Origin of the sequence: Streptomyces laurentii (assembly GCF_040635425.1) — a bacterium.
Taxonomy (GTDB): Bacteria; Actinomycetota; Actinomycetes; order Streptomycetales; family Streptomycetaceae; genus Streptomyces; species Streptomyces laurentii.
Genome location: NZ_JBEYHT010000006.1, coordinates 52,685 through 77,560 on the forward strand (window position 1 = coordinate 52,685; position 24,876 = coordinate 77,560).

Here is a 24,876-nt window from a genome sequence, read left to right on the forward strand (position 1 = left end):
GGAACAGGCGACGGGCGGCGCCGCGCTGAGTAGGCTCGGCTCCCATGGAGCATGAGGTGTTCGTTCCGGTCCCGGCCGAGGTCCTGCGGGCCACCCTCGCCGACCCCGCGCGGCTGGCGCGCTGCGTCCCGGGGTTCCAGCAGGACGCCGACGCGGCCGCCGGTCCGCTCGCGGGCCGGCTGAAGGTCCGGGTCGGCGGCAACACCATCACCTACCGCGGCGCCTGGCACGTCACCGAGCGGCCCGGCGGGTTCGCCGTCGAGGGCGAGGGCGCCGAGGTCCGCGGCAAGGGCACCGTGACCTGCGGGCTCACCGTGGCGCTCGGCCCGCTCGCCGGGGGCACCACGCTCGGCTTCACCGGCTCGGTCACCGCGACCGGACGGCTCGCCGACGCCGCCGAGGAGGCCCGGAACGCGGCCGGGGCCCGGATGCTCGACCGGTTCGCGGAGGCGCTGGCCGCCGTCGCGGACGTCGAGGCCGAACTGGCCGCCGAGGGCACGGGCGAGGGGACGGGCGCGGGCGTGGCTGCGGGCGCCACCGCGGGCGAGGCCACCGACGACGAGGCCACCGACGACGAGGCCGCCGTGGACGACGACGGGGTGGACGACGACGGGGTGGACGACGGCGTGGAGGAACCGGGCGGCCACACCTCGGTCTTCGACACCCCGGTCCCGCCCCCGTCCCTGGACCCCCGCGCCGACGAGGACTTCGGCAAGGACGCGGACGCCGACACCGACGCCGGGAAGAACACGGACGGCGACGGCTCCGCCCCGGCCGGCGGCCCGGCGAAGAACGGATCCCCCCGCGACGCGGACGCCGCCCCGAAGAACGGCAAGCGGGACGACGCCACCGCCGGCCGGGCCGGCCGGCCGCCCGCCGAGGCCGCGCACGCCCGGCGCACGATGATCGGCCGCAGCGCCGAGGAGGTCGACCACGCCCCGCCGCGCGGCCGGTACGCCCCCATGCCCGCCGCCGAGACCTCCAGCGCCGGCGCGACCCTGCGCTGGATCGCCCCCGCCGCCGCCCTCGCGGTCGCCTCCGCCGTCGTCGTCCACCGCGCCCTGCGCCGCCGCCGCTGACCGCGCGGGGCCGGCCGGGGCGGCCGGGGCGGCCGGGGCGGAGAAGGCCGCTGAGCAGGTGAACCTTTCCGGCTGCCGCACTAGGGTCAGTGCGTGAGCAATCTGACGCGACTGACGGCCGGCGACGCCGAACTGACCATCGACCCGGACCACGGCTGCCGCATCGAGAGCCTGCGCCTCGGGGACACCGAACTGCTGGTGAGCGGCGAGCACTTCGGCTCCTTCGTGATGGTGCCCTGGGCGGGCCGGACCGAGAACGGCCGGTTCCGCGACGGCGCCGCCGTCCACCAGCTGCCCGTCCACGGGCACGCGGCGCCGCACGCCATCCACGGCACCGTCCGCGACCAGCACTGGAAGACGGCGCGGGCGACGGCCACCACGGCCGCCTTCACCACCGAACTCGGGGACCCCTGGCCGTACGCCGGAAAGGTCACCCAGACCGTGGAGCTGACCGAGGACTCGCTCACCCTCCAGCTCGGTGTCGAGGCCGCCGACGACTCCTTCCCGGCGCAGGCCGGCTGGCACCCCTGGTTCCGCCGCTCGCTGGACGGCGGCCCGGACGTCGAGATCGGCTTCCAGCCGGCCTGGCAGGAGGAGCGCGGCACGAACCACCTGCCCACCGGCCGCCGGATCGACCCGCTCCCCGGCCCCTGGGACGACTGCTTCGGCATGCCGGACGGGGTCGACGTCACCCTCACCTGGCCGGAGCGGCTGGAGCTGCGGATCACCAGCCGCGCCGAGTGGGTGGTGGTCTACGACGAGCCCGCCGACTCGGTCTGCGTCGAGCCGCAGTCCGGCCCGCCCAACGGCCTCAACACCCACCCGCGTCTCGTCACCCCGATCGACCCGCTGGAGATCGCGACGACCTGGCGCTGGCGGAGGCTCTGACCGGCTGCCGAGAGGCACGCCGGGCAGGCCCCAGGAGACAGGCCCTAAGCTCGTGAGCATGACTGACGTACGTGCTGAGCTGCTCCAGCAGATCAAGGACAAGGCCGTGGTGCACGGCAAGGTGACCCTCTCCTCGGGTCTTGAGGCCGACTACTACGTGGACCTTCGCCGGATCACGCTCGACGGTGCCGCGGCGCCGCTGGTCGGTCAGGTCATGCGCGAGCTGACCAAGGATCTGGAGTTCGACGCGGTCGGCGGTCTGACCCTGGGCGCCGACCCGGTCGCCACCTCGATGCTGCACGCCGCCGCCGCGCACGGCGAGCGCCTGGACGCCTTCGTGGTCCGCAAGGCCGCCAAGGCGCACGGTATGCAGCGTCAGGTCGAGGGTCCGGACATCAAGGGCCGCCGCGTCCTGGTGGTCGAGGACACCTCGACCACCGGTGGTTCGCCGCTGACCGCCGTCGAGGCGGCCCGCGCGGCGGGCGCCGAGGTCGTCGCCGTCGCCACGATCGTCGACCGCGCGACGGGCGCGGGCGAGAAGATCAGCACCACGGCCGGCGTCCCCTACCTCTACGCGTACGCGCTGGACGAGCTGGGCCTCGCCTGATCGGACCGCATGCCGAGACGCCGGCACATCGGGCCCCAGGGCCCGCAGGCGTCCGGTGAAGCGGGTCTGACCTGCTGTTTTGTCGAGGGGTGGAGTGTTTCACGTGAAACACTCCACCCCTTGGCGTATGCGGGGGCCGTGGGACCCGGTGCGAGAGTCTGCGAGGATAGGGGCGACGATGACGTCGCCCCAGGTCAGGGACAGCAACGCACATACCCGCACATCACAAGGAGCGGACGCATGCCCATCGCAACTCCCGAGGTCTACAACCAGATGCTCGACCGGGCGAAGTCAGGCAAGTTCGCCTACCCGGCCATCAACGTCACCTCGTCCCAGACCCTGCACGCCGCCCTGCGCGGTTTCGCGGAGGCCGAGAGCGACGGCATCATCCAGATCTCGACCGGTGGCGCCGAGTTCCTGGGCGGCCAGCACAAGAAGGACATGGTCACGGGCGCGGTCGCCCTGGCCGAGTTCGCGCACATCGTCGCCGCGAAGTACGACGTCAACATCGCGCTGCACACCGACCACTGCCCCAAGGACAAGCTCGACGGCTACGTCCGCCCGTTGATCGCCCTCTCCGAGGAGCGCGTCAAGGCCGGTGGCAACCCGCTCTTCCAGTCGCACATGTGGGACGGCTCCGCCGAGACCCTCGCCGACAACCTGGCGATCGCCCAGGAGCTGCTGCCCCGCGCCGCCGCCGCCAAGATCATCCTTGAGGTCGAGATCACCCCGACCGGCGGCGAGGAGGACGGCGTCACCCACGAGATCAACGACGAGCTGTACACCTCCGTCGAGGACGCCATCCGCACCGCCGAGGCCCTCGGCCTGGGTGAGAAGGGCCGCTACCTGCTGGCCGCCTCGTTCGGCAACGTCCACGGCGTGTACAAGCCGGGCAACGTCGTGCTCCGTCCCGAGCTGCTCAAGGATCTCCAGGCGGGCGTCGCCGAGAAGTTCGGCACCACCTCCCCGTTCGACTTCGTCTTCCACGGCGGCTCCGGCTCCACCGCCGAGGAGATCGCCATCGCCATCGAGAACGGCGTGGTGAAGATGAACCTCGACACCGACACCCAGTACGCCTTCACGCGTCCGGTGGCGGACCACATGTTCAAGAACTACGACGGTGTCCTGAAGGTCGACGGCGAGGTCGGCAAGAAGTCCACCTACGACCCGCGCACCTGGGGCAAGCTCGCCGAGGCCGGCATGGCCACGCGCGTGACCGAGGCGTGCGTCGCGCTGCGCTCGGCCGGCAACAAGATGAAGTGACGAAGCGGGGGGCGGTTCGCCTCCGCGTCCGAGGGCCCGGCACCATCACGGTGGTGCCGGGCCCTCGGCGTATCCGGGGCGGCCGGGTCATCCTTGAGGTCCGTAACGGGAAGTGAGGCATGGTGGCCGAGTTGTCTGAGTTTGATCTCGACCGGGAGATAGACCGGCGGGGGACCTGGTCCGTCCAGTGGGACGGCACAGCCGACCGCTTCGGCGTCTCCGACCTGCTGCCGTTCACCATCTCCGACATGGACTTCGCGTCCCCGCCCGCCGTCCTCGACGCGCTGCGCGACCGGGTCGGCCACGGCGTCTTCGGCTACACCGACTGGCGGCTCGGGGACTTCCGCACGGCGGTACGGGACTGGTACGCGACCCGGTACGGCGCCGACGTCGACCCCGAGGCCATGGTCTACGCGCCCTCCGTGCTCAACCAGCTGTCCCAGCTTCTGCGCATGTGGACCGAGCCCGGCGACGGCATCGTCGTCCACACCCCCACCTACGACGGCTTCCGCAAGGCCGTCACCGGCCTCGGCCGCGAGCTGCGCGGCGTCCCGGTCGGCGACCCGGAGGCCCTGGAGCGCGAGCTGGCCCGGCCCGGCAGCCGGATGCTGCTGCTCTGCTCCCCGCACAACCCGACCGGCCGGGTGTGGACGAAGGCCGAGCTGACCGGGTTCGCCCGGCTGGCCGAGCGGTACGGCGTCGCCGTCGTCAGCGACGAGATCCACGCCGACATGACCGGTGCCGGTCACCGTCACGTGCCGTGGACCGAGATCGCACCAGCGGGTCCGGGCCGGCGCTGGGCGCTGATCACCTCCGGCACCAAGGCGTTCAACTTCCCCGCGCTCTCCGGCTCGTACGGCTTCCTCGGTGACCCGGCCGACCGCGCCGCGTTCGTCCAGCGGATGGAGACCGGCGAGGGCCTGGCCTCCCCGGCGGTCCTCTCCCTCACCGCCCACATTGCCGCCTACCGGCACGGCGCGCCCTGGCTGGACGCGCTGCGCGCCTACGTCGCCGGGACGATGGAGCTGGTCCGGGGGCGCCTCGCCGACGGGCTGCCCGAGCTGGGCTGGACCCCGCCGCAGGCCGGCTACCTGGCCTGGATCGACCTGCGCCCGCTGGGCATCGACAGCCCCGAGCGGGAGGCCGCGCTCCAGGAGGAGCTGGTGACCCGGGAGAAGGTCGCGATCATGCCGGGCGGCACGTACGGCACCCCGGGCTTCGTCCGTCTGAACCTCGGCTGCCCGCGGGCCAAGGCCGAGCGGGGCGTGGACGCGCTGGTCCGGGCGGCCAACCGGCTGCGGGGCTGACGGCCCCGGCCCCTCCGCGAACGCCCCCGGCCGAGTCCGGGAGGCGGTCGCCCGGCTGCGAATCCGGGCCCGCCAGGGGAGCATGCAGGCATGGCCAACGGCGACGGCGCGGGAGCAGCGGGTACGGGGGCGGTGCCGGGCCCGGGCGGCCGCGGCGGCGCGGGCGGTGTCCGGCTCTCCTCCGGGACCGGGCGGTGGATCGTGGTCACCACGGTCCTCGGCTCGGGCATGGCGATGCTCGACTCCACCGTCGTCAACGTCGCCCTGCCCCACATCGGCGAGTCCCTGGGCGCCGACCTGGCCGCCCTCCAGTGGACCGTCAACGCCTACATGGTCACCCTCGCCGGCCTGATCCTGCTGGGCGGTTCGCTCGGCGACCGCTACGGGCGGCGGCGGGTGTTCGTCATCGGGGTGGTGTGGTTCGCGGCGGCCTCGCTGCTGTGCGGCATCGCCCCGACCTCCGGCATCCTCATCGCGGCCCGCGCCCTGCAGGGCGTCGGCGGGGCGCTGCTCACGCCGGGCTCGCTCGCGCTGATCCAGGCCAGCTTCCACGCGGACGACCGGGCCCGGGCGGTCGGCCTGTGGTCCGGGTTCGGCGGGGTGGCCGGGGCGATCGGGCCGTTCGTCGGCGGCTGGCTGGTCGACGGACCCGGCTGGCGCTGGGTGTTCTTCCTGAACATCCCGCTCGCGCTGATCTGCGTGCCCGTCGCGCTGCGGCACGTCCCCGAGTCCCACGACGGGACCGCGCACGGCCGGTTCGACGTGTCCGGCGCGGTCCTCGGCGCGTCGGCGCTCGCGCTCGTGACGTACGCGCTGATCGCCCGGGTCTGGTGGGCGGGAGCGGCCGGGATCCTGGTCGGCGCCTGGTTCGTGCTGGTGGAGCGGCGGCGCGGCGAGACCGCGATGGTGCCGCCGTCGATCTTCCGCTCCCGGACGTTCACCGCGATCAACCTGGTGACGCTGTGCGTGTACGCGGCGTTCAGCGGCTTCTTCTTCCTGGCCGCGCTCCAGCTCCAGGTCGTGTCCGGCTACTCGGCCCTCGGCGCCGGGACCGCCCTGCTGCCGACGACGGTCCTGATGCTGCTGCTGTCGGCGAAGTCCGGCGAGCTGGGCGAGAAGACCGGGCCCCGGCTGCCGCTGACGATCGGGCCGCTGCTGTGCGCGGCGGGCATGCTGCTGATGCTGCGGGTCGGCCCGAACGCCGCGTATCTGACGGACGTCCTGCCCGCGCTGCTGGTCCTCGGCCTGGGCATGGTCACGCTGGTGGCGCCGCTGACGGCGACCGTCCTCGCCTCCGTGGACGTCTCCCGGGCGGGCCTGGCCAGCGGCATCAACAACGCGGCGGCCCGGGCGGCGGGCCTGATCGCGGTGGCCGCGCTGCCGCTGCTCGCGGGCATGGGCCCGGAGGCGTACCGCTCGGCGGTCCAGTTCGACGCGGCGTTCGGGCGGGCGATGACGATCTGCGCGGGCGTCCTGGTGGCGGGCTCGCTGCTCGCCTGGTTCACCCTGCGCACCCCGTCGAAGACGGAGCTGCGGCCTGAATGCCAGGTGCACTGCGGGGTCGGCGCCCCGCCGCTGGACCCGGGCGAGGTGACGGGGGCGGGAAGGGCCCCGGGCCCGGCCTGAGCGGTGTGCCCGGCCGGACCGGGGCCGTTCCCGGGAGCGCTGGTCGGGAGGGTCCTCAGCCGTGCAGCTCGGTGTACGCCTCGTCGCTGCTGTCCTTCAGGAACTGCCAGCAGCGCTCGTGCTCGTCCGTCTCGCCGATGTCGCCGGCGGCGCGGGCCAGCGCGGCGAGGCAGCGCAGGAAGCCGCGGTTGGGGACGTGGCTCCACGGCACCGGGCCGTGGCCCTTCCAGCCGGAGCGGCGCAGGGCGTCGAGACCGCGGTGGTAGCCGGTACGGGCGTACGCGTACGACTCGATCACGCGTCCGCCCGCGTAGGCGTCGTCGGCCAGCGTGGCCCAGGCGAGCGAGAAGGTGGGGTACCGGGCGGCCACGTCGGCGGCGGTCGCGGAGCCCTCGTTCAGCAGCCGGGTGGCGTCCGTGTACTCGGCGTTCTCCGGCAGCAGGGTGGGGTCCGGGCCGCCGAGCAGGTTCTTGTGCGAAGGGGTCGTCATGGGGGAAGTCTGCCACCGGGCCGAGGGGTCCCGGGCCGGCCACGAGCACGTCACCCCGCCCCTCGTACCCCGCCCGTCTCGCCGTCCGCCGGAACCCTGCACCGCCGGAGCCCGTCCTTCCCCCACAGGGGACGGATGTTCGAGCGTGTTCGAGCGGCGGATAGCATCCCCGGGACCGCGAGTCAGGGGGGAATCCGTCGTGGGAACCAGAGGGCGGGGCCGTCAACCAGGACGGAACGCCACAAATCGCAGAGCCGGAACGGAAGCCAGGGCGGGAGGCAGGGCCGGAGCCAGGGCGGGGAGCGGGGCAGGGCGGCGAGCCGGAGCGCGGGCCGGACGCAAGGGCGGGCGCGTGCGCGTCGGCCGGCTGCTGTCCGTGGTCGGCCTGGCCGTCGTCGCGCTCGGCGGCGGCGTCGGGCTCGCCCACTACCAGTCACAGCGCACGGACACGGCCGCGGCCGCGACGCGGACCACCGCGCCCGAGACCGATGCGCCGACCCCGGAGAAGACCACGGCGAAGCCGACCCCGACGAAGACCGTGAAGCCCACGCCGACGAAGACGGTCAAGCCGCCCCCGAAGAAGACCGAGGTGCCGCTGTCCGGCCCCGGCACCTTCACCACGGCCCAGGCGTCCGGCGCGGTCGTCGGCACCGGGGGCACCCTGCGCCGCTACCGCGTCCAGGTCGAGGACGGCGTCGACGTGTCCGCGCACCAGGCCGCCCAGGAGATCCAGGCGATCCTGGCGCACCCGCGCGGCTGGGCGGCGCACGGCCGCGGCCGGTTCCAGCTGGTCTCCTCGAACGCCGACTTCGTCATCCGGATCGCCACGCCCGCCACCGCCGACAAGCTCTGCCTCGCCAACGGCATGGACACGCACGGCGAGCTGAACTGCGAGACCACCTCGGGTGTCGTGGTCAACCTCAAGCGCTGGATGACCGGCTCGCCGACCTTCGCGGGCCCGCCCTCCGAGTACCGGCACCTGATCATCAACCACGAGGTCGGGCACGAGATCGGCCTGCGGACGCACATGAGCTGCCCGGGTCCGGGCAAGCCCGCGCCGGTCATGATGCAGCAGATCAAGGGGCTGCACGGCTGCGTCTCGAACGCGTATCCGTATACCGAAGGGGGGAGCTACATCACTGGTCCGCTCGTGTCATGATGCGCGTGGGAGCACGTGCGACGACGCACGCCTCCTGAGGGGACCGGGGCTCCCGAGCCGGACGTCACGGACGGTCCGGACGAGGGGAGCGGACCGCTACCCGGTAGTTCGTATCGAGGAGACAGAAATGTCAGCCTTCCCAGGTTCCCCCGATCACTCCGGAGCCGGTGCGGTCGCCGCAGCCGACGCGCCGAACCTCGACTTCGCGGGCACGACGCCCTACGAGGACTACGTCCAGGCCGACGTCCTCACCCACCTCCAGCACCTGCGCTCCGACGACCCGGGCGAGATGGTCTTCCTGGTCACCACCCAGGTCATGGAGCTGTGGTTCACCGTGATCGTGCACGAGTGGGAGACCGCGAGCCGCGCTCTGCGCGGCGACGACGTCCCCGTCGCGATGGACGCGCTGAAGCGCTCCGTACGCGAACTGGAGGCGCTGAACCACTCCTGGCGGCCGCTCGCCCACCTCACCCCCGCCCAGTTCAACTCCTACCGCGGCGCGCTCGGCGAGGGCTCCGGCTTCCAGTCGGCGATGTACCGGCGCATGGAGTTCCTGCTCGGCGAGAAGTCGGCGTCCATGCTGGTGCCGCACCGCGGCGCCCCGCGCGTGCACGCCGAGCTGGAGAAGGCCATCCAGGAACCGAGCCTGTACGACGAGACGCTGCGGCTGCTCGCCCGGCGCGGCCTGCCGGTGCCCGCCGAGGTCCTGGAGCGCGACCCGGCGCAGCGCTACGAGCCGTCCGCCGAGGTCGAGCGGGTCTGGGCCGGCATCTACGCCGACCCCGACCAGAACGCCGAACTCGTCCGCCTCGGCGAGGCGTTGAGCGACGTCGCCGAACTCGTCTGGCGCTGGCGCAACGACCACCTGGTGGCCACCCGGCGTGCCATGGGCGCGAAGACCGGGACCGGCGGCTCGGCGGGCGTAGCCTGGCTCGAAAAGCGGGCGCAGAAGAATGTGTTCCCCGAGTTGTGGACGGCGCGCAGTCATGTCTGAGACCAGGACGACCGAGACCACCGACATCCCCGAGACCGGCGGAACGTCCGGGACTTCGGGGCTCCTCGATTCCCCTTCCTCGCTTGAAGAGAAGGCCGCCGGGCTTGACGCGGCCGACGAACTCGCCAAGCACCGCGAGAAGTTCGTCCTCGACGACACCGTCTACCTCGACGGCAACTCGCTCGGCGCGCTGCCCGCGCACGTCCCCGCCCGGGTGGCCGACGTCGTCGCCCGCCAGTGGGGCGACCTGCGCATCCGTTCCTGGGGCGAGTCGGGCTGGTGGACCGCGCCGGAGCGGATCGGCGACCGGATCGCCCCGATCGTCGGCGCCGGCGAGGGCCGGATCGTGGTCGGCGACTCGACCAGCGTGAACGTCTTCAAGGCCGTCGTCGCGGGCACCCGCCTGGCCGGCGAGGGCCGGGACGAGATCCTGGCCGACGCGACGACGTTCCCGACGGACGGCTACATCGCCGAGTCCGCCGCCCGTCTCACCGGCCACCGGATCACGTTCCTCGACCCGGACGAGATCCCTGCCGCCGTGTCCGAGCGGACCGCCCTCGCGCTGGTCAACCACGTCGACTACCGCAGCGGCCGGCTCCGCGACCTGCCCGGTCTGACCGCCGCGCTGCACGCGGCGGGCGCGCTCGCCGTCTGGGACCTGTGCCACAGCGCGGGCGCGCTGCCGGTCGGCCTCGACGAGCACGGTGTGGACCTCGCGGTCGGCTGCACGTACAAGTACCTGAACGGCGGCCCCGGTTCGCCCGCGTACCTGTACGTCGCCGAGCGCCACCAGGACCGGTTCGACTCGCCGCTGCCGGGCTGGAACTCGCACGCCGACCCGTTCGGCATGACCCCCGCCTACGAGGCGGCCGAGGGCGCGGTGCGTGGCCGCGTCGGCACCCCCGACATCCTGTCCATGCTGGCCCTGGAGGCCGCCCTGGACGTGTGGGACGGGGTGCGGATCGAGGACGTACGGGCCAAGTCCCTGGCCCTGACGGACTTCTTCCTGGAGTGCGTACGGGCCTACGCCCCCGTCGGCCGGGTCGCGTCGGCGACCCCCGAGGCGCACGAGGAGCGCGGCAGCCAGGTCGCGCTGCGCTGCGCCGAGGCGCCCGCCGTCATGGACGAGCTGATCCGGCGCGGGGTGGTGGGCGATCTGCGCCGCCCCGACGTCCTGCGGTTCGGATTCACGCCGCTGTACGTGGGATTCGCGGACGTGGAGCGCGCGGCGCGGGTGCTCGGCGAGGTACTTCGGGATATTCCTGCGGCATAGTCCGATTCCTCGCGCGATCCCCTGATCACGGGGGCGGTACGCCTGATACCGTCCCCGCTGATCGGGCCGATCGGCCCCGCCCGAGGAGAGGTTGGAAGCTGATGGACCCCGCCGCGCGCGACGCAGCCGAAGAGGCTTCCGCCCTCTCCCATCCGGCCGTCGCGCCGGACGCCACCGGCGCGTACGGCCCGCATCCCGACCAGGTCGTCGACTTCTTCGCCCCGCGCGACGGCCGGACCTCCGCACCGCTCGTCGTCGCCCTGCACGGCGGCGTCTGGCGGACCCCGTACGACCGGCACCACCTCACCCCCTTCACCGACTTCCTCGCCCGCCGCGGCTTCGCCGTGGCCAACGTCGAGTACCGGCGCGGCAGCGACCTCCCGCGCCAGGGCGGCGCCGCCCCGGTCGCCGGGCGCTGGCCCGAGACCTTCGACGACATCGCCACCGTGATGGACGCGCTCCCCGAACTCGCCGCCGCCCACCTGCCGCAGGCCGATCCGCGCCGCATCGTGCTGACCGGGCACTCGGCCGGCGGCCACCTCGCCCTGTGGGCCGCCGCCCGGCACGTCCTGCCGGCCGGCTCCGCCTGGCGGCTGCCCGCGCCGCCCGAACTGCGCGGCGTCGTCGCCCTCGCCCCGATCGCCCACTTCGGCCGCGCGGTGGAGCTGGACATCTGCGGCGGCGGAGTGACCGAATTCCTCGGCGGTACGGAGCAGTCGGAGGCCCGCGCGCCCTTCGCCGACCCGGCCGTCCTGCTGCCGACCGGCATCGCCACCACCGTCGTCCAGGGCCGCGAGGACAGCGTCGTCCCGGTCGCCGTCTCCGAGGCGTACGTGACGGCCGCGGCCGCGGCGGGGGAGACGGTCGGCTTCACGCTCCTGGAGGACGTCGGCCACTTCCCGCTGATCGACCCGGCGGCGGACGCGTGCGCGGTGGTCGCGGAGGAGATCGCGCAACTGGCCTGGTAGCCGGCGTGCCCGGTGGTCGCGGGACGGGGGCGCCCGGTGGCCTCGGGACGGGGGCGGGTAGTCCTCAAGGGGGAGGCCGTGGAATCCGTACACAGCCGGACGACCCCGGCGCGCGGCCTCCGTACCGTGGACGTGTGACTTCGACCCGGACCACCCCGTCCCCCACCCTCGTCGACCGCAGCCCCGAGGTGCGGATGACGCTCGACGCGTTCGGCGGTCTGCGCGCCGATCTCTTCCAGAACGCCTTCGCCTACCGGCCGTTGCCCCGCATGAGGCCGGCAGGCGGCGCGGCCCGCCTGCTGTCCGAGCGGACCCGGATACACCTGGGCCTGTTCCCGCATGCCGTCGTCATGGTCCTCGCCGTGATCGTCTTCGGTATCGGGTACGGCGTCGCCGGCAACGCCGGCCCGCTCGCCCTCTTCGTCTCCTGCGCGCCCGCCGGGATCGTGCTGCTCACCCTCGTGCGGCCGGTCATGGCCTTCTGGGCCTCGCTCCTCACCGCGCCGTTCATCGGGTTCTTCACCGGCTGGGACGGCTGGCCCTGGTCGCGGAACGCCTTCGCCGCCCATCTGGTCGTTCTGGCCGTGGTCGCCGCCCGCACCCGGCCCCGGGCGGCCTGGTGGATGTGGGCGGCGACGGCGGTCTGCACGCTGTTCATGGAGATGTTCCTCGGGGTCGGGACCGGCTCCGACTCGGTGCCGTTGCTGTTCGTCTCGGCGCTGGCCCTGCTCGCCGTCTCCGTCATCCAGATCCGCCGCGACGCCAAGCGCCAGGTCACCGCCGAGAAGACCGTCACCGCCGTCGAACGCTCCAAGCGCACCGTCCTCGAAGAGCGCACGACCATCGCCCGCGAGCTGCACGACGTCGTCGCCCACCACATGTCGGTGGTCGCGATCCAGGCCGAGGCCGCCCCGTACCGGGTCGAGAACCCGCCGCCGGAGCTGGAGGCCGCCTTCGTCACCATCCGCGAGAACGCCGTCGCCGCCCTCTCCGAACTGCGCCGCATCCTCGGCGTCGTCCGGGCCGAGGACTACGAGGCCCCCGACGCGCCGCAGCCCACCCTCGCCGACCTCGACGACCTGATCGCCAACGTGCGCGAGGCCGGCCTCGAAGTGACCCGGACGGTGACCGGCGCGCGCCGCGAACTGCCGCAGGGCGTCGAGCTGTCCGCGTACCGGATCGTGCAGGAGGCGCTGTCGAACGTGCTGCGCCACGCGCCCGGCGCCGCCGCCACCGTGGAGGTGTCGTACGTGCTCGGCGGCCTCGGCCTGCGGATCGCCAACGGCCCCGCGCGCGGCCTGACGAAGCCCTCGCCGAGCACGGCCGGCGCGGGCCACGGCATCACCGGGATGCGGGAGCGGGTCGCCATGCTCGGCGGGGAGATGACCGCCGGGGAGTCCGAGGACGGCGGCTACGAGATCGCGGTCTTCGTGCCCGTGGCGCGTGCGGAACAGCGCGACGACGAGGGCGCGCACGAGGCAGAGGAGTCCCGGCCGTGATCCGTGTCCTGATCGTCGACGACCAGATCATGGTCCGCGAGGGTTTCTCCGTCCTGCTCGGCGCCATGCCGGACATCGAGGTGGTCGGCGAGGCCGTCAACGGCCGCGAGGCCGTCGAGCGGGTCACCGCCCTCCACCCCGACATCGTCCTCATGGACATCCGCATGCCGGAGATGAACGGCATCGACGCCACCCGCGAGATCGTCGCCGCCGACGAGGACGCCAAGGTGCTGGTCCTGACGACGTACGACCTGGACGAGTACGTGTACCAGGCGCTGCGCGCCGGCGCCTCCGGCTTCCTGCTCAAGGACGCCTCGGCCCGGCAGCTCGCGGACGGCGTCCGGGTGGTCGCGGCCGGCGAGGCGCTGCTCGCGCCGACCGTCACGAAGCGGCTGATCACCGAGTTCGCCCGGTCGGCGGCGGGCGGGCCGCGCCCGCCCGCGACGGCCCGGATCGGCGAACTGACCGAGCGCGAGACGGAGGTCCTCGTGCTCATCGCGCAGGGCCTGTCGAACGCCGAGATCGCCGACCATCTCGTCGTCGCCGAGTCCACCATCAAGACGCACGTCAGCCGCGTCCTGGTGAAGCTGGGCCTGCGCGACCGGACGCAGGCGGCGGTCTTCGCGTACGAGGCACGGCTGGTGCGCGTGGGGGAGTGACCCGCGCGTTCGCGTCCGTAGAGCCGCAGACGGGCCGGCATCAGTGAAGGCCCGGGCCGGGGGATCTCCACCCCTGGTCCGGGCCTTCACCGGTGCCGGCACCGGATGCCGTAACAGCGCCGGTCCCAGGCTCAGTTCCGGATGTCCCGGCGACGCAGTCCCACCAGGCCCGCCGTGACCAGCGCCGCCGCGAGGGCCGTCAGGGCGAGGACCGGCGTCCAGGCCATCTCCGGGCCCGGCACCTTCGGCAGGTGCCCGTACGGGGAGAGGTCGAGGACCACCTGGGGCAGGTTGAGCGCGGGGCCGACCCAGCCGAGCGCCAGGAACAGCCCGGCGACGCCCCACCCGGCGGCCGCGGCCTTCGGGAACGCTCCCCACAGCAGCACCGCGAGCCCGGCGAGCGTCCAGATCGCCGGCAGCTGGACGAGCGCGGCGCCGAGGATCGGGCCGAAGTCCTTCCCGTACGTCGTGGCGAGGCCGAGCCCGCCGAGCAGCATGATCAGCGCCGAGCCGCCGAACGCGATCACCAGGTGCCCGGCCGCCCAGCGCAGCCGGCCGACGGGCCCGGCGAGCAGGGGTTCGGCCCGCCCGGAGGTCTCCTCGCCGTGCAGCCGCAGGACGGAACCGACCGCGAACAGCGACGCGACCATGCCGAGCATCCCGACCATCGTCGCCAGGAAGGCGTCGGTGAGGGCGCTCTGCCCGCCCATCCGCTCGAAGATCTCGCGGGCCTGCTCGTTGTCGCCGACGATGTCCACGGCGCCGCCGACGATCCCGCCGAAGACCAGTCCGGCGACGAGGAAGCCGGCCGACCAGCCGAAGAGAGTGCCGCGCTGGAGGCGCCAGGCGAGCGCGCCGGTGGTGGCGAGCCTGCCCTCGGCCGGGCCGGGACGGGTGGGCAGGAAGCTCATGCCGACGTCGCGGCGGGCGGTCAGCCCGTACGCCACCGCTGTCTGGACGACGACGGCGGCGGCGATGAGCAGCAGCACCCACCACCGTTCGCCGGCGAACGCGCGGACGTGCTGGGCCCAGCCGATGGGGGAGAGCCAGGTCAGGACGGAGTCGCCGGAGGCGGAGCCGGCGTCGCCGGCCGCGCGGAGCACGAAGGCGAGGCCGAGCAGTCCGCCGGTCGCGCCCTTGGCGAGCCGGGCGCTCTCGGTGAGCTGGGCGACGATCGCGGCCATGCTCGCGAACACCATGCCGGTGCCGCCGATGGCGAGGCCGAGCGCGAGCGCGCCGGCGAGGCCCTGGCCGGCGAGACCGGCGGTGACGAGGAGCGCGACGGCGGCGTTCGCGGTGAGCGCGGTGAGGAGGGCGGCGGTCAGCGGGGCGCGGCGGCCGACGGCGCAGGCCGAGAGCATCTCCTGACGGCCCGACTCCTCCTCGTCGCGGGTGTGCCGGACGACGATGAGCAGGCTCATCACGGCGGCGAGGACGGCGGCGAAGGTGCCGAAGCGCCAGGCGACGAGGCCGCCGAGGGAGTCGTCGAGGACCGGGCCGTAGAGCGAACGCATCGAGCTGTTCGCGGTCATGGAGGCGGAGAGTTCGGCGCGCTGCGCGGCCGTCCCGTACAGACTGCCGAGGGAGCCCGGCCCGCTGGCCACCAGGCCGCCGGTGATCAGGACCCAGAGCGGGATCATCAGCCGGTCGCGGCGGAGCGCGAGCCGGGTGAGGGGGCTGGTGCCGGTGAGGGTCGGGCTGCCGCTGGTGGCGCTCATGACGCGGGCACCTCTTCCCCGTCCGTGTCTGTGTCCGCGTAATGGCGGAGGAAGAGTTCCTCCAGGGTGGGCGGGGTGCTGACGAGGCTGCGGACGCCGGACTCGGTGAGCGAGCGCAGGACGGCGTCGATCTTGTCGGTGTCGACCTGGAGGCGGACGCGGTGGCCCTGGACGTCGAGGTCGTGGACGCCGGGGAGGCGGGTGAGGCCGTTGGGCGGGCCGGCGAGTTCGGCGACGACGCTGGTGCGGGTGAGATGACGCAGCTCGGCCAGCGAACCGGACTCGACGGTGACGCCCTTGCGGATGATGCTGACCCGGTCGCAGAGGGTCTCGACCTCGCTGAGGATGTGGCTGGACAGCAGGACGGTGACGCCGCGCTCGCGCGCCTCGTCGACGCAGTCCTGGAAGACCTCCTCCATGAGGGGGTCGAGGCCGGAGGTGGGTTCGTCGAGGACGAGCAGGTCGACGTCGGCGGCGAAGGCGGCGACGAGGGCGACCTTCTGGCGGTTGCCCTTGGAGTAGGTGCGGCCCTTCTTGGTGGGGTCGAGCTCGAAGCGCTCGATCAGCGCGGCGCGCCGGGCCGGATCGAGGGGGCCGCGCAGCCGGCCGTACAGGTCGATGACCTCGCCGCCGGTGAGGTTGCGCCAGAGGGTGACGTCGCCGGGGACGTAGGCGAGGCGGCGGTGCAGCTCGACGGCGTCGGTCCAGGGGTCCTTGCCGAGGAGGCGGACCGTGCCGGAGTCGGCGCGCAGGAGCCCGAGGAGGACGCGGATGGTGGTGGACTTCCCGGAGCCGTTGGGGCCGAGGAAGCCGTGGACCTCGCCGGTCTCGACGTGGAGATCGAGGCCGTCCAGTGCCTTGGTGCGGCCGAACGCCTTGTGGAGTCCGGCGACGCTGATTGCCTTCGTCATGTTTCTGAACGTACGCTTGTTTCACAAACTTGTGAAGTTAAGGAAGCATAAAAAGTGGGTGAGATAGTGGAAGGCATGACTGACCGCATAGAGGACCGGGACCGGGACCATGACCGCGACGCTGCGCCCCAGGCCGACGCCGAGAGCGCGCGCTTCGTGGAGCGGTTCGCGTCCGAACTGACCCAGGCCGGCATGCAGCGCATGGCGTCCCGCGTCTTCGCGGCCCTGCTCGTCTCCGAGGAGGGGGCGATGACCTCGGCGGAGCTGTCGGAGCGGCTGCGGATCAGCCCGGCCGCCGTCTCCGGGGCGATCCGCTACCTGTCCCAGGTCGACCTGGTCGGCCGGGAGCACGTACCGGGCTCGCGCCGCGACCGGTACGTGCTCCACAACCACATCTGGTACGAGTCGTTCATGCGCCGCGACCAGCTGCTCACCCGCTGGGGGACCATGATGCGGGACGGCGCCCAGATCATCGGCCCGGACACGGCGGCGGGCCGCCGGGTCGCGGAGACGGCGGAGTTCTTCGACTTCCTGCACGACGAGCTGATGAGCATCCTGGACCGCTGGCAGGCCAAGAAGGAAGCGCAGCGGACGGCGGCTACCGGAGCGGAGTGACGGGCGGGACCGGGGAGTCCGGCGGGGTCGGGGAGTCCGGCGGGGCGGACGGGGCCGATGGGGCCGACGGCGGGGCCAGCCGCTCCAGGAGCGCGTTGAATCCGGGCGTGCCCGCTTCGAGATACAGGTCCATGGGCCACAGCGCGCGGCCGTCCGCCCGGGCCATGACGACCGGACTCCCGTCGACGGCCAGGTCGAGCCAGCCGCGCAGCTCCAGCGAACCGGTCGGCGCGTCCGGCAGGTTGTACGGCAGGAGTCGGAGCAGTCCCTCGGGCCGGTCGCCGGGCCCGCCGTGCGCGGGGAAGACGGCGAGGAACGGCGCGCTGCTGCCTTGGTGGCCGAGGAGGACGTAGCGCTTCGGTACGGGGACGGGCGCGGCGGCCGCGCGGGCGAAGAGGCGGACGGCCGGACGGCCGGAGCGCACGAACCGGATGCCGTTGACGACGGTCCCGATCAGGACGAACGCACAGCCGAGCCGTATCTGGAAGCCCTCTTCGAACCAGGCCGCCGCCACCATGAAGGGCGCTGCGACCAGGCCTATCAGGAAGGCGGACAGCCCGGAGGCGCGGCGCAGGGTGGGCACCCGCCACCACGGGACGCCCTGCCGGAAGTCCGGCTCGGGGCGGCGCGGCCGGCGGGGGCGCTTGCCGGTCCAGACCCGGGAGGCGAGGAGGGCGTACGTGACCTCGGGGGCGGGCGCGGGCGTGTGTCCCGCCGGAGCCGCGAGTGGTACCGGTCCGAGCGGCACCGGCCCGAGCCGCCGCAACCGCCGGCGCCGGACGAAGCTCACGGTGCCGCCGACAAGCCCGACGAGCAGCGCGAGCATCCCGCCGAGCTCCATCATGACGACGCTGTCCTCGGCGTCCGATATGTAGTCTCCCCGCTCGACCACGGGGTAGATCTCGCCCTTCCACGGCCCGTACGAGACGACGAAGGCGCTGTCCCACCGGTAGGCGTCCGGGTCCGCGTCGTCGGCGCACCGGAACGGGCCGGTCCGCGTCACTCCGTCGAAGGGGTCCTGCCAGGTGACCGTGCAGCTGTGGTCGGGCCGCACGCTGCGGATCGTGACATCGACAGCCGGATCGTTCCGGGCGGCCTGCTCGAACCAGATGCCGGTGCCGAGGACGGCCGCGCTCAGCAGGACGACCCAGCGCCACACCCCTGTGCGCCGTCGCCGTGATGCCGTTGGAGGTGCGGCCTTCCGCAGGGACACGCCCGGCGGGAGGGAGCCGGCCTGCGGCTGGACCGGTACCGGACGGCCGAGCAGACCCCCTTCGGTCGCCCAGCCGACCGTCAGCCGCCGGGCACGCGCGCCGCGTACGGGCGCCGTCCAGACCAGCGAACCGCCGCCCGGCTGGGACAGCACGCCGCCCCGGAGCGGATCGCCGCACCACCACATCACGCCGCTCGCGTCGGGCTGGGCGAGGTCGTAGCGCTGCTGGATCGTACGGATGACCAGGGGGAAGGTGCTCCCGGTCGCCGGGTCGCCCAGCACGATCTTCGCCGCGAACGTCCCGCGCGGGACGATGAGGGCGGGATACGCGATCCACGGCCCGGCGTCGAGGGCGTGCCGCATCCGCCGGGCGGCCGCCAGGGAGAAGAGCCCCAGCACGATCGCGAGCACGCCGACCATGACACAGCCGGTGGCGACGTCCCCGCCGAGCCCGTCGTCGCCCAGGGTGGCGAACAGGACCGCCCCGGCGATGACCGAGAGCGCCCCGCCGCCGGCCGACTGCCGGGCCCGCGCCTGGTAGGCGGCGAGCGCGGCCTTCGTCTCCGGCAGGTCGAGCGCTGTCGCTCTGTGCGTGTCGCCGGTGCTTTCCGAACCTTCCGACATCAAGACCCCCCACGGCCTCACGGGGCCAGTGGGAAGGAGGCCCCCCTGGGGCGGAGCCTACGGAGGGGCCACACTCGGACAGAGGGCGGGCCACACCAGAAACCCACCCGACACGCCCACCCCAAGGACCCCGCTCTACCCCGCCCCCGTCACCCCGACTCCGCGACCGCCCTCTCCTCTGCTCCCTCCGCTCCCTCAAGTCCGTCCAGCAACCCCCGCTCCGTCGCCTCCTGGACCATGAACTGCCGGACCGCCGGGCGGCGTACCGGCGTCGTCCAGATCGGCCGGTCGCCGCTCGACCGGGCCAGGACTCCGCCCCGTAGCGGATCACCGCACCACCCCATCACGCCGTCGGCGGCCGGCTTCGCCAGATGCGGACGCTGCGTCCTGACGTACAGCGGCAACGTCTCCCCGGTGGCCGGGTCGCCCAGCACGACGACCACGTTGCGCACCCCGCTCGTCAAGAGAACCGCCGGATACGCGTTCCACGGCCCCGCCGCCAGGACGCGCCGCATCCGGCGTGCCATGACCAGCCCACCGAGCCCCCTCAAGGTGGCGATCCCGCCGAGCAGGATGAGCGGGATCGGCAGATCCGACCCCGGGCCGTACGAGGTGCCGTACCGCAGCCACTCGCCGAGCGCCCACACGGCCGCGCCGGCCACCGCCGACGCGTACGCCCGCGCCCGGTACCGGGCCAACGCGCGCGCCGTCTCCGGCCGGCCGAGCGCCACCCCTCGCGTCCCGTCGTCCCGCGCCCCGTCCCCGTACGCCTCGTCCGTCACGATCCCCACCCCACCTCGCACACCCCACCCCACACACCGCAACCCACACACAGCCACACCCCGTACGTCCGCCGGCCGGACCCCCGGCCCGGCCCTGGGCCCCGGCTACCGGCTCCCCACCGGCCCCGCCGCCCCCACCGGCACCGTCAGCCCCCACGCCGCCTCCCGTACCGCCCAGGTCCGCCGGGTCACCGGCCCCGACACCGTCGCGTCGGCGCGGTAGCGGAAGTCCGGGCCCGCGACCGAGAGCGTCCGGACGGCGGTGTGGACCGCCGGGGCGTCCGCCGGGACCAGCGTCAGCGCCGCGAGCCCGCCCTCAAGCCCCGTCGCGCTCAGCCCCTCCACCGGCGTGTCCAGGTCGCAGAGCACCACCCCGTCCGCCTCGATCCGCAGCCGGTGCGTCCGTACCGCGAGCCCGGCCGGCACCGGCGGCCGCACCAGCGTCCGTACCAGCGAGCGACAGGTGTCCCACATCGTCGGCTGGGCCGGTACGAGCGTCCGCGCCGCCGGTACGTCGAGCCGCGTCAGGACCACGCCCCCGCCGTCGTCCACCAGCAGGTCCAGCCGCCGCACCACTCCGTCGAGCACCGCCCGGGCCGCCCCCACCGCCCCCTGCGGGACCCCGAGCGCCCGGGTCGTCTCCAGCCCCTCCGGCGCTCCGATCGGGACCACCGAAACGGTCGTCCCGCCGTCCTCCCCGCTGTCCGCTCCGGCGGCTCCCTCATCCCCCGGCGCGGCCATCGGCGCGACCGCCATCGGGGTGGAGTCCCGCCCGTCCCGTTCGCGCTGGAGCAGCGTCACGACGCGCAGCAGCGCGCGGTCGTCGCCGAGCACGACGGGCCGCCGATGACCCCGCCGGGCCAGTGCGCGGGCGAATTCCTGGGGCCCTTCCGGCAGGCAGATCTTCGCGTCCGCGCCCGCTGACAGCACGTCTTTCGCGATCCGTACGGACTCGCCGTCCAAACGGCGGGCGACCGGGTCGACGAGGACCAGCAGCTGGTCGTGATCCGACACCTCGGTCCTTCCTCGGGTAGTCTCTTTGTGCAAGAGCCCCTTGCGCTATTGCGCCAGGGGCTTCGTCTATTCCGGGGCACACCGGGTGAGGCGGCGTTCGGCCCCCGACCTTGGACATGCCCCGCCCGGAAGGGGTGTACGCCTGTGCCCGCACTTGTGCTGCTCGGTGCTCAGTGGGGTGACGAGGGCAAGGGAAAGGCCACCGACCTGCTCGGTGGGTCCGTTGACTATGTAGTGCGCTACCAGGGCGGCAACAATGCCGGCCACACGGTCGTCGTCGGCGACCAGAAGTACGCGCTGCACCTTCTCCCGTCCGGAATCCTCTCTCCGGGATGTACCCCGGTCATCGGAAACGGCGTCGTCGTCGACCCGGCGGTCCTGCTCTCCGAGCTGAGCGGACTGAACGAGCGCGGCGTCGACACCTCCAAGCTCCTGATCAGCGGAAACGCTCACCTGATCACGCCGTACAACGTCACCGTCGACAAGGTGACGGAACGGTTCCTCGGCAAGCGCAAGATCGGCACCACCGGCCGTGGCATCGGCCCGACGTACGCCGACAAGATCAACCGCGTCGGCATCCGGGTCCAGGACCTCTACGACGAGTCGATCCTGATCCAGAAGGTCGAGGCGGCGCTGGAGAGCAAGAACCAGCTGCTCGCCAAGCTCTACAACCGCCGCGCGATCGAGGCGGAGCAGATCGTCGAGGAGATGCTGGGCTACGCCGAGCAGATCAAGCCCTTCGTGGCCGACACCACCCTGATCCTCAACAACGCGCTCGACGAGAACAAGGTCGTGCTCTTCGAGGGCGGCCAGGGCACCCTGCTCGACGTCGACCACGGCACGTACCCCTTCGTCACCTCCTCGAACCCGACCGCCGGCGGTGCCTGCACGGGCGCCGGTGTGGGTCCGACGAAGATCAGCCGCGTCATCGGCATCCTCAAGGCGTACACCACCCGCGTCGGCGCCGGTCCGTTCCCGACCGAGCTGTTCGACGAGGACGGCGAGGCGCTGCGCCGCATCGGTGGCGAGCGCGGTGTGACCACCGGCCGTGACCGCCGCTGCGGCTGGTTCGACGCGGTCATCGCCCGCTACGCGACCCGCGTGAACGGCCTGACCGACTTCTTCCTGACCAAGCTCGACGTGCTGACCGGCTGGGAGCAGATCCCGGTCTGCGTCGCGTACGAGATCGACGGCAAGCGCGTCGAGGAGCTGCCCTACTCGCAGACCGACTTCCACCACGCGAAGCCGGTCTACGAGATGCTGCCGGGCTGGTCCGAGGACATCACCAAGGCCAAGACCTTCGGCGAGCTGCCGAAGAACGCCCAGGCGTACGTCAAGGCCCTGGAGGAGATGTCCGGCGCCCCGATCTCCGCGATCGGCGTGGGCCCGGGCCGGGACGAGACGATCGAGATCAACTCGTTCCTGTAGGACACCCGCGAGGACTCCCGCGAGAACTCCCGTGAGGGCCCGCGTCCCGGCTTCGGCCGGGGCGCGGGCCCTTTCGTCTGCGTTCGCACGCGCGTGCGCGGTGGGAAATCGGCTTGTTCACCGCTTGCGTACGGTCGGATACTTTCGCTTCTCTTCTCGTCCCGAACTCTCGTGGCCACAGGGGGACATGATGACCACACCCGAGAAGCCGTCCGTACCACCGCAGTTACAGCCACCGCAGTTACAGCCACCGACAACGCCACCGACAACGCCACCGACAACGCCGCCACCGGCGTCCGCGCCCACTCCACCTGCCTCCGCTCCACCCGCGTCCGCACCGGCCGCCCCCGGGTTCGCGCCACCCGCGGGTCCGCCTCCCGCGGGCGTGCCAGTCGCTCACCGCGTGGATCTGATCATCAGCAAGCGGCTGCTGTGGATCGCCGGGGCGGCGTACCCGCTGCACAACATCGCCCGCGTCTACACGTTCCTGTTGCGCCCGGCCAAGGCGAAGGCCGTACGGCGTTTCGTGAAGTACGCGAGCTTCACCTTCGCCGCGACCATCGCCCTCACGATCATCGCCGGGCTGTCCGCCGTCGGGGTGCAGCAGGACCCGAGCAGCCTCATCGCCTTCGTCTGGGTGCTCGCCTTCGGCGTCGGCGTCTGGCTGCTCGTGGAGATGTTCAAGGTCGTGGGAGCTCCGTCCCACCACGTCCTCGCGGTCGAGTCGAACGGCCAGTCCACCGCCCTGGTCACCGCACCGGACCCCGCCACCCTCAACCACCTCGTCGGCTCGATCGCCTACGCGATCGAGCACCCGGACGTCGAACTCCAGGTGCGCGTCGAGCGGTTGCTGATCTCCAGACCCAGCAACTACTACTACGGCGATACGGTCAACATGTACGGCGGTGCCGGAAACGTGGGGATGGCGAAGTGAGCGGCGACAGCGGAAGCAACTACTTCTACGGCAACACCGTGAACATGCACGGCGGGACCGGCAACACCGGCATGGTGTTCAACGCGCAGGGCGCCGGCTCGGGGCAGGACTCGGCCGAGCTGACCCGCGCCGTCGGCGAACTCGTCCGGCTGCTCGCGGAGTTGCGGCCCCAGCTGTCCGCGCAGGACGCCGAGGTGGTCGACGCCAGCCTGCCGGCGATCACCGGCGAGGAGGAGGCCGAGCCGACCCGGCGCCGGCAGGCGCTGATGACGGTCCTCGGGATCGCCTCGCTCGCCGAGACGCTCGGTCCGCCGGTCGTCGCCGCGATCCGCGGCGTCCTGGGCCTGCTCGGCGGCTGACCCGCGGGGCGGGCCGGCACCGGGGGCCGCCCGTCCTACGGGACGAGCGGGAGGAGCTCGCCGGACACGCGGGGCGCCGGGAGGAGGCCGCCGGTGTGGCGGGTCGCCGGGAGGGTGGCGAAGGGATTCCCGGGGCCCATCGGCGTCATCAGGCCCGTCCGCGGGTCGGCGACGAATCCGTGCTGCCAGAGCGGCAGCGGGATCGGCTGCCCGCCGTTCGGGGCGGCGAACCCGACGACCTCGGCGCTCCCCGTCGCGGGGTCCATGGCGTAGACGAGACCCCAGCCGGGCGACGCGGCCTCGGCGCCGGCCGTACGCTCCGGGGACGTGGCGGGGGCGGGGCCGCCCGCGGAGACCAGTGCCCATAACGCGGCGGCCGAGGCCACCACCACTCCGTACTTCAAGACCTTCATCTGAACCTCTGGTCGGCTTCGGATGCGGAAAAGATCCTCAAGCATAGGCATAGGCATGGGCAAGGCAGTCGGCCTGTCCTTCCTGACCATGGCAGTCAGGGCCGTCAGGGGCGTCAGGGCCTTCAGGCGTCCAGGCGGGTGTCCCGGCCGGCCTTCTCCCACGCCGCGAGGTCGTCCCGCACCTGGTCCAGGTGCAGCCGGATGGTGTCGATGGAGTCGTCGCCGAGCGCGAGCCGCAGCGGCGGCTCGTCGGCGTCGAGGGCGGCCAGGACCGCCGCCGCGGCCTTCGCCGGGTCGCCCGGCTGGGCGCCGCCGCCGGTCTCGACGAAGGCGCGGGTCGCGCCGGCCGTCTCGGCGTAGTCGGCGATGCCGTCCGCGCTGAGGCTGTGGTTGCCGAACAGGCCGGTGCGGAAGGCGCCGGGTTCGACGATCAGGACGCGGATGCCGAGCGGGTTCACCTCGGCGGCCAGCGCCTCCGACAGGCCCTCCAGGGCGAACTTCGTCGCGCTGTACGCGCCGAAGCCCGCCATCGACATCTGCCCGCCCACGCTGCTGAGCTGCACGATCGCGCCCGAGCGCCGGGCCCGCATGTACGGCAGGACGGCACGGGTGAGGGCCGCCGGGGCGAAGACGTGCAGGTCGAAGAGCGAGCGCAGCTCGGCGTCCCCGGTCTCCTCGACCGAACCGACGTGTGTCCGGCCCGCGTTGTTGACCAGGACGTCGATCCGCCCGTGCCGTTCGGCGACCTCGCGCACCACCCGGTCGACGGCGGCGGTGTCGGTGACGTCGAGGGTGACGGCCTGCACCTGGTCGGGGTGCGCGGCCACCAGGTCGTCCAGGGTGCCCGCCCGGCGGGCGGCGGCCACCACGACGTCCCCGGCCGCGACGGCGGCCTCGGTGAAGGCGCGTCCGAAGCCGCTGTTGGCGCCGGTGATCAGCCAGACCTTGTTCATGCGCGTGTCCTCTTCGTCGGATCGGCGGGCGTCCTGTCGGCGCTCTTCAACAAGACTGCGGGGAAAGCCTGTTGGCCGTCCAAGACCTGCCGTGATAACC

Annotated in this window: 24 protein-coding genes; 16 read left to right on the plus strand and 8 right to left on the minus strand. The window is 73.1% G+C overall.

Annotation, left to right across the window (positions count from 1 at the left end; genetic code table 11):
- Positions 1 to 44 precede the first annotated feature (44 nt).
- The 6 genes from ABZ693_RS05700 to ABZ693_RS05725 all read left to right on the plus strand — a co-directional run bounded on the left by ABZ693_RS05700 (position 45) and on the right by ABZ693_RS05725 (position 6,770).
- Complete coding sequence (locus tag ABZ693_RS05700) at positions 45 to 1,079, plus strand: SRPBCC family protein (RefSeq protein ID WP_359873721.1); 1,035 nt, start codon at positions 45 to 47, stop codon at positions 1,077 to 1,079.
- Positions 1,080 to 1,172: 93 nt separating this feature from the next.
- A complete protein-coding gene (locus ABZ693_RS05705; protein ID WP_359873723.1) occupies positions 1,173 to 1,967 on the plus strand; it encodes an aldose epimerase family protein in 795 nt (264 codons plus the stop codon).
- A 58-nt stretch (positions 1,968 to 2,025) separates the two neighbouring features.
- Positions 2,026 to 2,574 carry an orotate phosphoribosyltransferase gene (gene pyrE, locus ABZ693_RS05710; RefSeq protein ID WP_359873725.1) on the plus strand — a complete coding sequence of 183 codons (549 nt, stop codon included), beginning with the start codon at positions 2,026 to 2,028 and terminating at the stop codon, positions 2,572 to 2,574.
- 240 nt (positions 2,575 to 2,814) lie between these two features.
- Positions 2,815 to 3,837: a class II fructose-bisphosphate aldolase gene (gene fbaA / locus ABZ693_RS05715; RefSeq protein WP_359873727.1), complete on the plus strand. Its 1,023-nt coding sequence runs from the start codon at positions 2,815 to 2,817 to the stop codon at positions 3,835 to 3,837.
- Positions 3,838 to 3,968: 131 nt separating this feature from the next.
- Complete coding sequence (locus ABZ693_RS05720; protein ID WP_435842352.1) at positions 3,969 to 5,144, plus strand: MalY/PatB family protein; 1,176 nt, start codon at positions 3,969 to 3,971, stop codon at positions 5,142 to 5,144.
- Positions 5,145 to 5,234: 90 nt separating this feature from the next.
- Complete coding sequence (locus tag ABZ693_RS05725) at positions 5,235 to 6,770, plus strand: MFS transporter (protein ID WP_359873731.1); 1,536 nt, start codon at positions 5,235 to 5,237, stop codon at positions 6,768 to 6,770.
- A 55-nt stretch (positions 6,771 to 6,825) separates the two neighbouring features.
- Here ABZ693_RS05725 and ABZ693_RS05730 read toward each other — a convergent pair whose 3' ends face one another.
- The gene (locus ABZ693_RS05730; RefSeq protein WP_359873733.1) at positions 6,826 to 7,260 is read right to left on the minus strand and encodes a DUF3151 domain-containing protein; all 435 of its coding nucleotides are present in this window, start codon (positions 7,258 to 7,260) and stop codon (positions 6,826 to 6,828) included.
- 352 nt (positions 7,261 to 7,612) lie between these two features.
- On the opposite strand from ABZ693_RS05730, the gene ABZ693_RS05735 reads away from it, so the two are divergent.
- The 6 genes from ABZ693_RS05735 (at position 7,613) to ABZ693_RS05760 (ending at position 13,812) form a co-directional block, all read left to right on the plus strand.
- Entirely contained in the window at positions 7,613 to 8,419 is an 807-nt protein-coding gene (locus ABZ693_RS05735) for a DUF3152 domain-containing protein (RefSeq protein WP_359873735.1), read from the plus strand.
- A 127-nt stretch (positions 8,420 to 8,546) separates the two neighbouring features.
- Positions 8,547 to 9,413: a tryptophan 2,3-dioxygenase gene (locus tag ABZ693_RS05740; RefSeq protein WP_359873737.1), complete on the plus strand. Its 867-nt coding sequence runs from the start codon at positions 8,547 to 8,549 to the stop codon at positions 9,411 to 9,413.
- Positions 9,406 to 10,686: a kynureninase gene (gene kynU, locus ABZ693_RS05745; protein ID WP_359873739.1), complete on the plus strand. Its 1,281-nt coding sequence runs from the start codon at positions 9,406 to 9,408 to the stop codon at positions 10,684 to 10,686. Before ABZ693_RS05740 ends, kynU begins: the two co-directional genes overlap by 8 nt.
- 98 nt (positions 10,687 to 10,784) lie before the next feature.
- Positions 10,785 to 11,654: an alpha/beta hydrolase gene (locus ABZ693_RS05750; RefSeq protein ID WP_359873961.1), complete on the plus strand. Its 870-nt coding sequence runs from the start codon at positions 10,785 to 10,787 to the stop codon at positions 11,652 to 11,654.
- Between the two features lie 134 nt (positions 11,655 to 11,788).
- A complete protein-coding gene (locus ABZ693_RS05755; protein WP_435842353.1) occupies positions 11,789 to 13,153 on the plus strand; it encodes a sensor histidine kinase in 1,365 nt (454 codons plus the stop codon).
- Positions 13,150 to 13,812: a response regulator gene (locus ABZ693_RS05760; protein WP_359873741.1), complete on the plus strand. Its 663-nt coding sequence runs from the start codon at positions 13,150 to 13,152 to the stop codon at positions 13,810 to 13,812. Before ABZ693_RS05755 ends, ABZ693_RS05760 begins: the two co-directional genes overlap by 4 nt.
- A 131-nt stretch (positions 13,813 to 13,943) precedes the next feature.
- Here ABZ693_RS05760 and ABZ693_RS05765 read toward each other — a convergent pair whose 3' ends face one another.
- The gene (locus ABZ693_RS05765) at positions 13,944 to 15,530 is read right to left on the minus strand and encodes an ABC transporter permease (RefSeq protein ID WP_359873743.1); all 1,587 of its coding nucleotides are present in this window, start codon (positions 15,528 to 15,530) and stop codon (positions 13,944 to 13,946) included.
- Positions 15,527 to 16,441 carry an ABC transporter ATP-binding protein gene (locus ABZ693_RS05770; RefSeq protein WP_359873745.1) on the minus strand — a complete coding sequence of 305 codons (915 nt, stop codon included), beginning with the start codon at positions 16,439 to 16,441 and terminating at the stop codon, positions 15,527 to 15,529. The genes ABZ693_RS05765 and ABZ693_RS05770 overlap by 4 nt, the downstream gene beginning before the upstream one ends.
- A 75-nt stretch (positions 16,442 to 16,516) precedes the next feature.
- Here ABZ693_RS05770 and ABZ693_RS05775 point away from each other — a divergent pair, with 75 nt between their 5' ends.
- Complete coding sequence (locus ABZ693_RS05775) at positions 16,517 to 17,056, plus strand: GbsR/MarR family transcriptional regulator (RefSeq protein WP_359873747.1); 540 nt, start codon at positions 16,517 to 16,519, stop codon at positions 17,054 to 17,056.
- Here ABZ693_RS05775 and ABZ693_RS05780 read toward each other — a convergent pair.
- From ABZ693_RS05780 to ABZ693_RS05790, 3 genes are all read right to left on the minus strand, one after another.
- Positions 17,040 to 18,893: a hypothetical protein gene (locus ABZ693_RS05780; protein WP_359873749.1), complete on the minus strand. Its 1,854-nt coding sequence runs from the start codon at positions 18,891 to 18,893 to the stop codon at positions 17,040 to 17,042. The two genes, ABZ693_RS05775 and ABZ693_RS05780, sit on opposite strands and share 17 nt — an antisense overlap.
- Before the next feature lie 149 nt (positions 18,894 to 19,042).
- Entirely contained in the window at positions 19,043 to 19,675 is a 633-nt protein-coding gene (locus ABZ693_RS05785; RefSeq protein WP_359873751.1) for a hypothetical protein, read from the minus strand.
- A gap of 105 nt (positions 19,676 to 19,780) precedes the next feature.
- Positions 19,781 to 20,689, minus strand: coding sequence for a diacylglycerol kinase (locus ABZ693_RS05790; protein WP_359873753.1), 909 nt, complete (start codon positions 20,687 to 20,689; stop codon positions 19,781 to 19,783).
- 144 nt (positions 20,690 to 20,833) lie between these two features.
- On the opposite strand from ABZ693_RS05790, the gene ABZ693_RS05795 reads away from it, so the two are divergent.
- The 3 genes from ABZ693_RS05795 (at position 20,834) to ABZ693_RS05805 (ending at position 23,410) form a co-directional block, all read left to right on the plus strand.
- Positions 20,834 to 22,117: an adenylosuccinate synthase gene (locus ABZ693_RS05795; RefSeq protein WP_359873754.1), complete on the plus strand. Its 1,284-nt coding sequence runs from the start codon at positions 20,834 to 20,836 to the stop codon at positions 22,115 to 22,117.
- 403 nt (positions 22,118 to 22,520) lie between these two features.
- Positions 22,521 to 23,051 (plus strand): DUF6232 family protein, encoded by a 531-nt coding sequence (locus ABZ693_RS05800; RefSeq protein ID WP_359873756.1) that lies wholly within the window; start codon positions 22,521 to 22,523, stop codon positions 23,049 to 23,051.
- Positions 23,048 to 23,410: a hypothetical protein gene (locus ABZ693_RS05805; RefSeq protein WP_359873758.1), complete on the plus strand. Its 363-nt coding sequence runs from the start codon at positions 23,048 to 23,050 to the stop codon at positions 23,408 to 23,410. The genes ABZ693_RS05800 and ABZ693_RS05805 overlap by 4 nt, the downstream gene beginning before the upstream one ends.
- Positions 23,411 to 23,445: 35 nt before the next feature.
- Here ABZ693_RS05805 and ABZ693_RS05810 read toward each other — a convergent pair whose 3' ends face one another.
- Positions 23,446 to 23,823 (minus strand): hypothetical protein, encoded by a 378-nt coding sequence (locus tag ABZ693_RS05810; RefSeq protein WP_359873760.1) that lies wholly within the window; start codon positions 23,821 to 23,823, stop codon positions 23,446 to 23,448.
- 122 nt (positions 23,824 to 23,945) lie between these two features.
- The gene (locus tag ABZ693_RS05815; RefSeq protein ID WP_359873762.1) at positions 23,946 to 24,776 is read right to left on the minus strand and encodes an oxidoreductase; all 831 of its coding nucleotides are present in this window, start codon (positions 24,774 to 24,776) and stop codon (positions 23,946 to 23,948) included.
- Positions 24,777 to 24,876: the final 100 nt, after the last annotated feature.